Source organism: Proteus vulgaris (assembly GCF_011045815.1).
GTDB classification, from domain to species: domain Bacteria; phylum Pseudomonadota; class Gammaproteobacteria; order Enterobacterales; family Enterobacteriaceae; genus Proteus; species Proteus vulgaris_B.
In genome coordinates this window covers 827,277-840,219 of record NZ_CP047344.1, presented here as the reverse complement: position 1 = coordinate 840,219, position 12,943 = coordinate 827,277, and the positions used below count along the sequence as shown (strand labels likewise).

Sequence of the window (12,943 nt, the reverse complement as noted above, 5' to 3'; positions counted from 1 at the left end):
GACGGGTATAAATAATTCCGCCTATTAACCGATAACACTAGAGAATGGATTTTACTCATTCAAGCCGGAGTGCTTGTTTACTTTGAAGATCCATCACAGAAACTTGATATTCGAATTATTGAATATTATTGGTGGTTGATAGGAAGAATGAGGTCACTAATGTCAAAGATTTATCCCATTTCTCAAATTATTGGGCATAAAATTCGTAAGCAACGCCAGCAACTTCGCTTATCAGCAAAGGTTGTCGCTGAACGAGTAGGTATTAGCCAACAACAATTTTCACGATATGAGAATGGGCTATGTAAAATTGATGTTGATATGCTCTTTCATATTGCTCAAGAGCTAAAAGTGACTCCTGCGTTTTTTTTACCCCCTAATGAAGAGCAAGTTTCTGCTATCGCACTGATACAATCCAAACAATTTTGGAGTGCTCAAAGCCAAATTTAATATTTTTGGTATGGAAATCTTCTATTTTATCTTTTTATTAAGATAAATAAGGTTTCCATATATCACTCTTAATTTGATGATCCCAGTGAGTATCATTACTTAGAGTTATCAATTCTATTTATCTTTTATATTTAAACCAACAAATTTTTTTCTTCTATAAAATAAAATGTTAATACATTTTTCACTATTTTTTTCGTAAACTTAAGCGATATTTTTCGTATAGATTATCTCCTATCTTTAATACAAATTGTGTTAACCTAATTAAGAATAATAACAATTATCATTTGAAATAAGGGTTAAACATGAAATATCGCTATGCACTCTCTCTTACTGCATTATCGTTTCTCTCAACCTCGGCTTTTGCTCTAGAGTACCCAGTAGGTCATCCTATTATTAAAAATGGTATGGAAATTCAGGGGGTTTACCTTCAACCTATCACTATGGATACCGAAGAAGGTCATCATGCAATGAGCCATCTCGCGGCTGATAAAGCCGATATCCATTTAGAAGCCGATATCCATGCTACAGAAGACAATCCTAATGGCTTTGCAGAAGGTGACTGGATCCCTTACCTCACTATTGAATACACCGTGACAAAATCAGATGCGCCAGCGAAAAAACAGCAAGGCGTTTTTATGGCAATGGTGGCTAATGATGGTCCTCACTATGGCGAGAATCTGAAACTCGATGGTAATGGCCAATATAATGTTACTTATAAAATTTACCCACCTTCATACAATAAAGATATTACATTTGGTCGCCATATTGACAAAGAAACCGGTGTTGCACCTTGGTTTGAACCCTTTGAAGTTTCATGGGATTTCACCTATAGCGGCACAGGTCGTAAAGGTAGTTATTAATTAGCTTGATAACGGATAAGCTCAATAAAATTGAGTTTATCCTTTTTCTCTTTTTTTTAAGTGAAACGCTGATGATGAAACATCTCTATAAATACACGTTATTACTGCTATTAATGATAACAAGCTCTGTTTTTGCTGCTGAGAAATTTACTGTTGAATTAGAAATGAAAGACGGCGAGCTTATTCCCCAAGTACTTGAAGTACCAGCCAAAACCCCCATTAGAATAAAAATACGTAATACAGGCACCAGCCCTGTTGAATTTGAAAGTACACAGTTACGTAAAGAAAAAGTATTAGCTCCTGGCGCAAATTCTGTCGTTGTGATAGCACCACTAAAACCCGGTCGTTACACCTTCTTTGATGATTTTCACCTTTCTCACCCTCAAGGTGAAATTGTTGCAACTGAAAAGGCAGAGTAAATATGGGACAAGTTCTGTTTGTTGTCTGGCGAGAAAGTTTTGAAGCGCTACTGGTAATTGGCATTATTTATGCTTGGATAAAGCGCTCTCCCGCGCCCAAACAAGGTATGAAATACTTGTGGAGTGGCGTTATATTTGGACTATTTCTTGCTGTTATCTTGGCTCTGAGCATTTATGGTGTATTTAGTTCACTGGAAGATATGTGGCAATCTCTATTTATGATCGTAATGGAGATCCTCGCCTGTGTGCTTATTGTTCAAATGGTTTATTGGATGAATGGGCAAGGAAAGTCATTAAAAACCAACATAGAAAATGAACTCGCACAAAAAACACAGCAACAAAGTGCATGGGGTATTTTACTGATTATTGCCATTGCAATTGCCAGAGAAGGCAGTGAAGTTGTTGTCTTCCTCTCTAGCCATATTATGGCTCTCAATGCACAAACAGCACTGCCTTTCTTTATTGAAGTCTTTATTGGCTTACTTGTCGCAGCATTCACTCTATGGCTATTTTTACTGACATCAAAAGTTATTTCATGGCGTTATTTCTTTACTGTAACAGGATTTTTGCTGCTATTCCTTGCCGTTTCTTTGCTCTTAAAAGCCGTAGAAGAAATTGCAAATCTACTCATTGAAATGGATTTTGAATTACCTGATTTCTTGATATATCCGCTTTGGGATATTAGCCATATTCTGGATGACTCGAGTGTCTTTGGTAATTTCTTAGTATCATTCTTCGCTTATCGCTCTCAACCCATTGGTTTAAGCGTGGTGACGTTTATTGTCTACTGGGTGATTGTTGCACTGTTATTTAAGCGAGGTACTCAGCATGCGAAATAACACAAAATTTAAAAGGAAAAATATTACTATTTTTTTCTTTATTTTGCTGTTTTCTCTACCTATTTACGCCGAAAAAATCATTCAAGGAATTATTCAAGATAGCGAAAATATCATCGTTGCAAAAGGGGATATTCCTACTCCTGAAAAATTTAAAACTGATATTTTAATGTACCGAGAAAAAGCTGTTGAGCAATTAACTCAAGTTGAAAAAGCACTCAATAAATTAATAGTAAATAGCGAAAAAAATCAGCTTATTAATGCTCAAAATGCCTATCAACAAGCGCATTATCACTATGAAGTTATTCGTCCTATTATTGCGCTTTTTGGAGCAAGCGAACGTTTATTAAATAACCGAGCTGATTTCTTTCTTGAAAGAGAAAACTCATCGCGTTTTTCAGGATTTCATTTAATTGAATATCAACTCTTTAAATTAAAAGATACGCAAAAAGCTACAGAGTCCGCAAAAATGCTATTAAGAGGCATTAGTGATCTAAAAAAACGTTTAGCCATTGAAGATATCCCAATCCCCAAATTAGTCCAATCGGCGGGTGATAGCTTGGAGTTTATTTTAACGGACAAATTGGCAGGGATTGAAAACCAATACTCAAATAGCGATCTAGGTGATAGTTATGCAAATTTATCCGGGTCACGCTTAATAGTGGAGAGCTTATCCGAACATATTCCCCCTACTGAATATCAATCTCTGATCAAGCAATATAATGATATTGGTGCTCTGCTTTTAAAATATCAGCGTGATGAAGGTTTATTCCAGCCTTTAAATGCGCTTCCTGAAACAGAAAAAAGCTGGCTTTTCTCTCAAGTAACACAATTAGCAGAGCAAGTGGCGAATTTACGTAGCACGCTCGATATTGATGTTTACTATCACTATAAAGAAGCAAGTGATGAAAAATAAAACTCTCTTTAAACCGTTATTAAAAAGCCCAGTTAACCTCGATAAACGTACAACGTTAAAATGGTTAGGTGGAAGCTTATTACTCGCCAGTATAGGGGCTAATGCACAACAAAAACAAAGTGCTTCATCTGTGCCCCGTTATCAACGTACGATTGCTTATTTAGGTAAACACCAAGCAGGCGTTATTACTCCAGAACAAAAACACGCCTCATTTATTGCTCTTAATCTAACAGTCACTACTGTTGATGAAGTGAAAAAAATATTCGCAACTCTGACACAACGAATTGCTTTTTTAACGCAACCTCGTGAGCTAGAGCAGAGAGCAAATCCACATCTTCCTCCTGCTGAGTCTGGTATTCTGGGCACTCAATTACACCCAGATGAATTAACCGTCACTGTCGCGTTAGGTGATAGCTTTTTTGATAATCGTTTTGGTTTTCAGCCTAAAAAACCCAAACGCTTAGAGCCCATGAAACCCTTTCCTAATGATCGATTAGATCCAAAATGGTGTGGTGGCGATGTTCTACTCCAGTTTTGTGCTAATAGCCAAGAAAGTGTCATTTATGCGTTAAGAGATATTTTAAAATATCTTTCAGGTCAAGTTTATGCGGTGTGGAAAATTGATGGTTTTCTTCCTGCTCGCGATATTGATAATCACCAAACACCGATTAACCTTTTTGGTTTTAAAGATGGCTCAGGGAACGCGCCTTCATCTGATAATAACCTGATGGACTCGCTAGTCTGGATCACAGAAGAACAAAAAGAGCCACAATGGTGTTTAGGCGGAAGCTATCAAGCAGTGCGTCTTATTCGGTTTGCATTGGAATTTTGGGATAGAACACCGCTTGAAGATCAAGAGAATAACTTTGGTCGTCATCGATCAACGGGTGCCCCAATAGGCATGAAGCAAGAGATGGACGATCCACAGTTTGAAAAAGATCCTCATGGTGACCGAGTGCTGTTTGACTCTCATATGCGAAGAGCAGAGCCAAGAAATCCAGAACGTTATAGCGCCAAACTACGCCGACGTAGTTACAGCTATTCATTAGGTTTAACGCCTTCAGGTCAATTAGATATGGGACTGATTTTTATCTCATTTCAAAATAACCTTAAAAAAGGCTTTATTGATACCCAAAAACGCTTAGATGGTGAACCATTAGAGCGCTATATCAAACCTTTTGGTGGCGGATACTACTTTGTATTACCCGGCATCCCACACCAAGGTGATACCCTTGCAAAAGGGCTATTTGATTAATTCTTCTCTGCATATTAGGCACTTGGTTTTTCCTGCCAAGATGCCTAAATTCAATACTCCACTCAATTAACGTGAAAAGCGCGTCATCTTAGCTTTAAGTGTATTACCCAATTCAATTTGTCTTTCAGACTCAATAAAGCCCATCGTTAATACTGCTGCCACCATTTCTCCTTTTTTATTAAAAACAGGGCATGAAATGGATTGTGCACTAGGAATACCTTCAGCCGGTTCATGACGAATAGCAAAACCTTGTTGGCGAATAGTATTTTTCTGTTTTTCTGATAAACCCGCATCTATCTCTAAATTACTAAAAACAGCAAAAATAGAGCCCGCAGCACTAATTTTATAAGGCACAGGTGTATCGGGTAAAAAATCAATATCAACATGTTTAAAACTGCGATTATATCGCGTTAAAAAAAGCTGATTGCCTTGCGCAATAACTAATCCTGTAGACATATTATGTTCATCTCTAAACTCACATAATAGCTGATTAATTTCATCCACCATGGATTGTGGCTTAGGTGTTGCCTGCGCTAAAAGAAGAATTTTACTCCCCAAGCAATACTGGCTTCCGCCGCTTTCTTGGTACAACATTTCAGAGCGACAAAGTGACACTAAATATTTATGTAAGCGACTTTTTGAAAGCGAACAGGCTTTTGCAATATCTGACGATCGGGCAATACCGCCATTCGATGCAATAAATTCGAGAATGGTAATAGCAATATCAACCGAGTTAACTCCTTGAGAATTCTGCATTTATTTCTTTCACACCTATTCGTTATTTATTTCGTTTTATGACGACATCCAATTATTCTTTTTTTGTCATTTTTACTAGTTTATTTCACTAAAACCTTATTTTAAATGTGGCCTTTTAACTATTTTCTGTCGATTATTTTCTTTGTCTATTTTTAGATGATCTACCTCAATGTTAACTATATATGAATTGAGTTTATATATAGTTAACTTTTCTTGTGCGTGAGAATGTCTATGTCTAAAAATCAAAAGTGGGAATTAAATAGAAGAACGCTGTTAAAAGGAATGGGTGCCATTGGCGTGGCAGCTCTTTCTCCTAACGCGTTCAGTCTAGTTAATGAAAATAAACCCATATTTAACCAGAAACCACGGATAAAATTATCCGAATATAAAACCTTTCGTTCAACCTGTGCGATGGAATGTTTGCACTGTAACCTAACAGCTTTTACACATAAGGGGCAACTTATCAAAGTTGAAGCCACTGAAGGCTTTAATGTGAAATGCTGTTTACGAGGTATGAGTCGAACCAAATGGGTATACCATAAAGATCGTTTAACCACACCTTTATTGCGTGTGGGTGAAAAAGGAAAAGCAGAGTTCAAACCCATTAGTTGGGATGAAGCGCTAGATCTCATTGAAAAGAATATTAGAGAAACCATTGATAAGTTTGGTAATGAGGGATTATTTATCTCCACTCATGCGGGCAATATGGACTCAATTAAAAATGATATGGGTAAAGCCTTTTTCGATTACTTAGGTGGCTCCACAAAACAAGCGGGATCACTTTGTTGCTCTGCCGTAACAGCGGCAATGATCCCAATGGTGGGTCTACGCTACGCCGACACTCGAGATACAGTAAAGGATAGTCGCTATATTCTTTGTTGGGGAAATAACCCCGCAGTGACGATGCAAGCGTATTTTAAAAACTACAACCAAGCTCGCCGAAATGGCGCCAGAATGGTGGTTATTGATCCTCGCTTTAATGAAACAGCCGCTAAAGCAGATGAGTGGATCCCTATCGTTCCTGGTACTGATACGGCACTTGCGTTAGGTATGATCAAAATTATCATTGAAGAAAATCTCACTGATAAACCTTTTTTACGTGCACATACAGGTGCCGTTTACCTTGTTGACTCACAGCAAAAACTATTACGTCAATCTGATGATGATCAAGATAGTTATCTAGTTTTTGATACTTTAAGTCAGCAACTTGTTCACCATGAGACACCGAATATTATTCCTGCGTTAACTCATGATGAACTACCTACTAATGCTGATTATGTGACTGTCTTTGAGCAAATTTACCAACAAGCACAACCTTGGACTGTCGAAAAAACCAGTCAAGAAACGGATATCCCGAAAGAAACTATTATTCGTTTAGCACGTGATTATGCCACCACCAAACCCGCTATGATTGTGCAAAATATGTCCGGTGCTCAACGTACCGAATTTGGTGCTTATGTTGCTGCTAGCCAATTTTATCTTGCATTATTAACCGGCAATATCGGTAAAAAAGGCGCTGGAATTTGTGATGCCGGTGGTGCTCGCCAAATGGCGAAATTTAGTCCAATTATTCCACCAGCACCTAATGCAAAACCCATCAAACCGATCCCTGTTGCGAAAGTGGGTGATTGGATTGTCAATGAAAGACCACACCCAATTAATTTTTGGTGGATCATGACCATGGGTGTGATGACGCAACTGCCTAACACTAATATGGTACGTAATGCACTGAAAAAAGTACCTTTTGTAGTTGTTGCTGATAACTTGATGTCATCCACTGCACTTTATGCCGATCTTGTACTCCCTGTTACGACTATTTTTGAAGATACCAGTTTAATGGCAGGTGTTCGTAGTCAATATGTACAATTAATGGAAAAAGCGGTTGAGCCGCCAGGAGATGCAAAACCTGATTATTGGATCTTTGCTCGTCTTGCCGAACGTTTTGGCTTTGGTGACGTTTTCAACCAACCTATTGAACACTATATTGATACTTGTCTTAAAGGCTCCGGCATTACGCGTGAAATGTTAGAAAAAGGCCCAGTGCGCCCAGTTGAAGGCGACTGGATCCCCTTTAAAGATGGCATTTTCCGTACTTCAACGAAAAAAGCACACTTCTTTATTGAAGAGTGGCAGGATAAAAACTTCTCTCCGGTTGTCACCTATTATCCCGTAAAAGAATCGACAAAAGGCTCACCTGAACTTGCTAAAAAATACCCACTAATGGCGGTACAACGCAAGCTCGCTCGTAGTGTTCACTCTAGCCATGGTATGAATGAGTGGATCTTAGAAGTACAGCGTAATCAACCTAATATTCTTATCCATCCCAATGATGCTTTAGCCAGAGGAATTAAAGACGGTGAATGGGCTATTGCATTTAATGATCGAGGAGAGCACCGTGCGATTGCCGTTGTGACCACGCATATTAAGCAAGGCGTTATTTCATTAGATAATGGATGGTGGGAACAACAAGGCGGAAGTAGTAGCCATGTTACCAATGACCACGTTGAACCTTTAGGTAACGGTCATTGCTGTAATAGCACCTTAGTTAACGTAAGACGGGAGGCTTGATCATGGCGAAGAAACAGTATGGTTTTCTAATAAATACCAAAGATTGCTATGGTTGCCGAACTTGCTCGATGGCCTGTAAATCTGAAAATGTCACGCCTCCAGGTGTGTTGTGGCGTCGAGTTCGCGAATTCAATGAAGACCAACCCAATGCACAAGCTTTTATTACCATGTCTTGTAACCATTGTGACGATCCACAGTGCCTAAAAGTTTGCCCTGCTGACACTTATACCAAACGTGAAGACGGTATTGTCGTGCAAGATCATGACAAATGTATCGGTTGTCAAATGTGCATCATGGCGTGCCCTTATAACGCTCCGGTTTACGATCCAGTAGAAGGAAAAACCAGTAAATGCAATATGTGTGCGGATAGACTTGATGAAGGCTTAAAACCCCGTTGTGTTGAATCTTGTCCTACTGGGGCTATTGAGTTTGGTGAAATTGAAGATCTGCGTAAAAAACACACGACAAATTGGGCTTTATTAGAAAAACGTTATGGTGTACCTGATCACACCATCAGTAATCCTAATATTGTTATTATTGGTATGGAGGATTAATCATGCATGATTATCAACTGCCGTTAGTCCTGTTTACGGTTATGAGTCAATGGGGTATTGGTGCGGTATTAGCACTTTCACTGTATCAATGGCAAAACCAAACTCAAAACGTTGCAATGCTAAACACCAAAGCATTACGAACAACCATTGCGCTCATTTGGCTGATTGAAGTTGTGGGTTCATCAATGTCGATGGGGCACTTAGGTGATCCGCTCGGTGCTTATCGTTCTGTATTAGGTATTGCACATTCTTGGTTAAGTCGCGAAGCAATTGCCTTTGTGATGCTAAATGGCTTAATTTCATTATGGGCACTAGCCAGTTGGGTACAACCCCATGCTATTCGCCGTAATAGTCTGTTTGGGTTGTTTTGTGGCGTTATTGGTTTGCCTGTTATTTTGATTACAGCACAAATCTACTACCAAATGCAGGCTCATCCTCTTTGGCATACACCCGCAACACAAATTAGCTTTATTGGCACCGCGTTATTGCTTGGTTTTGGCTCAATGATCCCTTGGTTGCGTTTGCAAGGTAAAACCATTAGTAACTCATTAAAAATAGGAACCTTAGTTGGTGCATTCTTAGTTCTCATAGGCTTGGTTATGAGAACACAAGTACCCGGTGCAGATGTTGCAAGCTTATTATTATGGTGGCAAGTCATTGCTAGTCTAATTATTGGTATCTGCATTATTACTTTGTCTCACAGCACGTCATTTAACAAAACTTTGCTCTCTATCATCACTATTTTGATGTTATTTAGTGGTGAAATCACGGGAAGAATGCTGTTTTATGGCAACGTAATGGCACAAGCACCTTGGTTCTAAATGTTTTACCTCTGAGTTAAATAGTTTCGTTAACTCGATTATTTAACTCAGATTCATTCCCTATGTTTCACTTGATATTTTTTATTTGCCCTAGCATTACCTTTAATTTTTACCTCGAATTTATTCGGGGTATTTTTTTATCTCAATCAATATCATTAATTTTACTTTATTCATGTTCTTTTTGTTTTTGATGAAATAATCATCTAGCTATCTTTATCAATAATAGGCAAAATTAACATTAAAGATTTAACACAATTTCCTGTTTACGATTAGAAAAGAGAGCACTTCACCATGACTGGGTTAATTATTACTATCGCGTTATTGGGTCTTATTTTTTATTATTACAACCGTATTATTTCTATGCGTGAAGCTGTTATCTCAAGTGAAACCGAAATTTCGGTACAATTAGATCGTCGTGGTAAAGTCTTTGATAGCTTATTAGCTACAGTAAAAAAATATCTCAGCCATGAATCTGACGTATTTACTAAAATCACTGAATTAAGAACACAAACTCAAAGTGCCAATGGCAAAGAAGCCAAAGCAGCTGAAGACGAATTATCAAAAATTGTTTCAAGTGGTGCCATTAATGTTGCGGTTGAAAATTACCCTGAATTAAAATCCGATACCATTATGGCAAATTTACAAGAAGAGATTGTTTCAACGGAAAATAAACTCTCTTTTGCAAAACGTGGTTATAACCGTACTTTAGAACAATATCGCGCTTTTATTGCTTCTATTCCTGCTGTGTTTATTGTCAAGATTTTCCCAAGCTTAGTTATTGATAAAGAGTACTGGCGTCTTGATGAAGGAACCATTAAAACAGAAGAAGCTCGCCGCATTAATTTCGATTAATTTTTAAAGTAATAAAAAGATACTTATGCCTTCTTGATTGATAAAACAGCACTTAGCGGTGCTGTTTGGAGTCACTAATGGATTTCAGAAATGTTCTACGGAAAAATGCTATTCGAACTCGTTTTGTTATAGCAACTTATTTACTATTAATGCTGATGATCGGTTTGCTGGTGGATACAGCTATTGGAGCAAACCCTTATCTAGATCTCACTGATAATATGTTGGTATTTCTGACTTTCCAATCGATCCCCATTGCTTCACTCATTATTTTAGCTATCTCGATTTTATTGCTTCTTTTTATTCATTTTAAAGGGCACAAAATCATGCTAACAGGAATGAATGCTAAATTAATTAGCCCAGATGAAACAGTAAATGCACAAGAGCGCCAATTGCTCAATATTGTGGAAGAACTTAGTTTAAGTGCCACGCTAGGCTATATTCCTAAGCTCTATATTCTTGATACATCTGAAGCGAATGCCTTTGCAGCTGGTTGGTCTGAAAAAAATGCCTTTATTGGTGTAACAACTGGCTTATTAAGTCGCCTTAATCGCCAAGAAGTGCAAGCAGTATTAGCCCATGAAACAGGGCATATTATTCATGGCGACTCACGACTAACGTTATATGTTGGCATCTTAGCCAACGTTATTTTGACGGTTACGAATATCTTTGGTAGCCGTTTATATATTGCATCAGGCAACCGGGGTGGAAAAAGTAATGATGCAGCAAGCAAGGCTCGCCTTATTTTGATTGTATTAAACCTTGTTTTACCGATTATTACCCAAGTCCTTTATTTTTATTTATCTCGTACTCGTGAATATATGGCTGATGCCGCCGCTGTCGATTTAACGCAAGATAATCAAGCAATGATTAATGCGCTAAAGAAAATTTCGGCACAACATGACACTGAAAGTTTTGAAGATGGTTCAACGGGACGTGCTTATCGTAAAGCGGCCTTTATTTTTAATAAAGGAGACTCATTTTTTTCAACACATCCGTCTATTGAAAATAGAATTGCGGTACTTGAAGGTAAAAAGACTTTTTGATCCGTATGATACGATGCAATAAAAAGAAAAAAGCGTTTACACCTGTTTATTAAAACGGTTAAAACGCTTTTTAAATACTTATTTCTTAGCCATAATCCGATTAGCGATGTTTTTCGCCGTGATGGAAAATAGCTGTGCGTAAACGCTCTTGTTGCTCATAACGTAGTGGAAACTCAATCATTTTATCTTTACCTAATTCCACTAAAAGTTCATTCATGGTTTCAATACTGGTTGTCGCAATAGCATCATCAACCTGTTTAACCACTTCATCATAATGAGACATCTTTTATCCCCTTTCTTCATAAAATTCTTAATCACTATCATATTACAAGTAAGGGGATTTCTGTATTTTTAGTCACATAAAGTGTGATTAAATTGAGTTAAGCGGTTTATTCTTTGTCTCTTTACCCAATAACATCACTGCCAATATCCCAATAACAATTGAAAAACTGAAAATAAGAAATATGGAGCTTATTTCAAATTGATATTGGACTAAATATCCCACCATTAAAGGCCCTAATATTCCACCAATACGCCCTATTGCTGTTGCTGTTCCTGCACCTGTTGCTCGTATTCCATCAGGATATTGCTCTGGCGTATAAGCATATAAAGCCCCCCAAGCCCCTAAATTAAAGAATGACAGTAACATGCCAAAAATAAGTAGCGTTGTCGTGGTATCAGCCACACTAAAATAATAGGCACTAATAGCAGTTCCTGCTAAATAAGTGACTAACACAAATTTTCGCCCATAACGTTCAATTAACCATGCAGCGGTAAAATAACCGGGTAATTGTGCTAATGTCATAATAAGCACATATTGAAAGCTTTTTATTAAACTAAAGCCTTTTAACATAGCCACACTTGGTAGCCATAAAAAAATACCATAATAAGAGAAAACGACACAGAACCATAAGATCCACAACATTAGCGTTGAACGTCGATACTGAGGTGACCAAATTAATGCCATTGATTGGCGAATCGATAAGCGTGTTTTTTTCTGTGAGATATGGGATGGAGTTGGTTCAGGTAATTTTGATCGTAAATAAAGAGCATATACAGCCGGTAATGCACTTAATAACATCGCCATACGCCAGCCATAATCAGGAATAATAAAATAAGCAATCAAAGCCGCAATTAACCACCCGACAGCCCAAAAACTCTCTAATAAAACAACAATTCGACCTCGCTCATGAGTTTCAACACTTTCACTAACAAGTGTTGAAGCAACAGGTAATTCCCCACCCAATCCCATTCCAATAAAGAAACGTAAAACAAGCACCACCATCAAAGAGCTTGCTAATGCAGTTAATCCACAACCTAAGCTAAACAGCAACAAAGTAAAGATAAAAACGGGTTTACGTCCTTTTCTATCTGCAATAATGCCAAATACAAAAGCACCGACAGCCATTCCAATTGAGTTTACGCTACCAATCCAGCCTAATTGTGATGCAGTTAATCCCCAATCTTCTTTTAATGCAGTGAGCAAAAAAGCAAGTAGCCCTACATCCATTGCATCAAAAGTCCAGCCCATACCAGCGATACATAAAAGCTTATTACGAGAGATTGCCTCAGGCGCTTTACCTGTTTGGCTTGCCGTTGTCATTACATTTCCTTTC

14 protein-coding genes are annotated in these 12,943 nt (G+C 37.9%); 11 read left to right on the top strand and 3 right to left on the bottom strand.

Annotation, left to right across the window (positions count from 1 at the left end):
* The first annotated feature begins 159 nt into the window (after positions 1-159).
* The 6 genes from GTH24_RS03900 (at position 160) to efeB (ending at position 4,733) form a co-directional block, all read left to right on the top strand.
* Positions 160-447: a helix-turn-helix domain-containing protein gene (locus GTH24_RS03900; protein ID WP_115350422.1), complete on the top strand. Its 288-nt coding sequence runs from the start codon at positions 160-162 to the stop codon at positions 445-447.
* 302 nt (positions 448-749) lie between these two features.
* Positions 750-1,307, top strand: coding sequence for an iron transporter (locus tag GTH24_RS03895; protein WP_072070974.1), 558 nt, complete (start codon positions 750-752; stop codon positions 1,305-1,307).
* A gap of 71 nt (positions 1,308-1,378) precedes the next feature.
* A complete protein-coding gene (locus GTH24_RS03890) occupies positions 1,379-1,726 on the top strand; it encodes a cupredoxin domain-containing protein (protein ID WP_072070975.1) in 348 nt (115 codons plus the stop codon).
* A gap of 2 nt (positions 1,727-1,728) precedes the next feature.
* Positions 1,729-2,565, top strand: coding sequence for an FTR1 family iron permease (locus GTH24_RS03885; protein ID WP_072070976.1), 837 nt, complete (start codon positions 1,729-1,731; stop codon positions 2,563-2,565).
* Positions 2,555-3,478, top strand: a complete 924-nt coding sequence (locus GTH24_RS03880; RefSeq protein ID WP_164525975.1) for an EfeM/EfeO family lipoprotein — start codon at positions 2,555-2,557, stop codon at positions 3,476-3,478. Before GTH24_RS03885 ends, GTH24_RS03880 begins: the two co-directional genes overlap by 11 nt.
* Positions 3,468-4,733 (top strand): iron uptake transporter deferrochelatase/peroxidase subunit, encoded by a 1,266-nt coding sequence (gene efeB, locus GTH24_RS03875; RefSeq protein WP_072070978.1) that lies wholly within the window; start codon positions 3,468-3,470, stop codon positions 4,731-4,733. Before GTH24_RS03880 ends, efeB begins: the two co-directional genes overlap by 11 nt.
* Positions 4,734-4,799: 66 nt before the next feature.
* Here efeB and GTH24_RS03870 read toward each other — a convergent pair whose 3' ends face one another.
* Positions 4,800-5,489, bottom strand: a complete 690-nt coding sequence (locus GTH24_RS03870) for a helix-turn-helix domain-containing protein (RefSeq protein ID WP_164525974.1) — start codon at positions 5,487-5,489, stop codon at positions 4,800-4,802.
* A gap of 231 nt (positions 5,490-5,720) precedes the next feature.
* Between GTH24_RS03870 and GTH24_RS03865 the strand changes: the two genes are divergently transcribed.
* The 5 genes from GTH24_RS03865 (at position 5,721) to htpX (ending at position 11,327) form a co-directional block, all read left to right on the top strand.
* On the top strand, positions 5,721-8,057 hold the full coding sequence (locus tag GTH24_RS03865; RefSeq protein ID WP_164525973.1) for a molybdopterin-containing oxidoreductase family protein: 2,337 nt from the start codon (positions 5,721-5,723) through the stop codon (positions 8,055-8,057).
* A gap of 2 nt (positions 8,058-8,059) precedes the next feature.
* Positions 8,060-8,611, top strand: coding sequence for a 4Fe-4S dicluster domain-containing protein (locus GTH24_RS03860; RefSeq protein ID WP_072070981.1), 552 nt, complete (start codon positions 8,060-8,062; stop codon positions 8,609-8,611).
* Between the two features lie 2 nt (positions 8,612-8,613).
* Positions 8,614-9,432 (top strand): dimethyl sulfoxide reductase anchor subunit family protein, encoded by an 819-nt coding sequence (locus tag GTH24_RS03855; protein WP_072070982.1) that lies wholly within the window; start codon positions 8,614-8,616, stop codon positions 9,430-9,432.
* A 291-nt stretch (positions 9,433-9,723) separates the two neighbouring features.
* Positions 9,724-10,284, top strand: coding sequence for a LemA family protein (locus GTH24_RS03850; RefSeq protein WP_072070983.1), 561 nt, complete (start codon positions 9,724-9,726; stop codon positions 10,282-10,284).
* Between the two features lie 77 nt (positions 10,285-10,361).
* The gene (htpX, locus tag GTH24_RS03845; RefSeq protein WP_164525972.1) at positions 10,362-11,327 is read left to right on the top strand and encodes a zinc metalloprotease HtpX; all 966 of its coding nucleotides are present in this window, start codon (positions 10,362-10,364) and stop codon (positions 11,325-11,327) included.
* 100 nt (positions 11,328-11,427) lie between these two features.
* Here the strand turns inward: htpX and GTH24_RS03840 are convergent, their stop codons facing one another.
* Both GTH24_RS03840 and GTH24_RS03835 read right to left on the bottom strand, forming a co-directional pair.
* Positions 11,428-11,610: a DUF2526 family protein gene (locus GTH24_RS03840; RefSeq protein WP_072070985.1), complete on the bottom strand. Its 183-nt coding sequence runs from the start codon at positions 11,608-11,610 to the stop codon at positions 11,428-11,430.
* An 87-nt stretch (positions 11,611-11,697) separates the two neighbouring features.
* Positions 11,698-12,930, bottom strand: a complete 1,233-nt coding sequence (locus GTH24_RS03835) for an MFS transporter (RefSeq protein ID WP_072070986.1) — start codon at positions 12,928-12,930, stop codon at positions 11,698-11,700.
* Positions 12,931-12,943 lie beyond the last annotated feature (13 nt).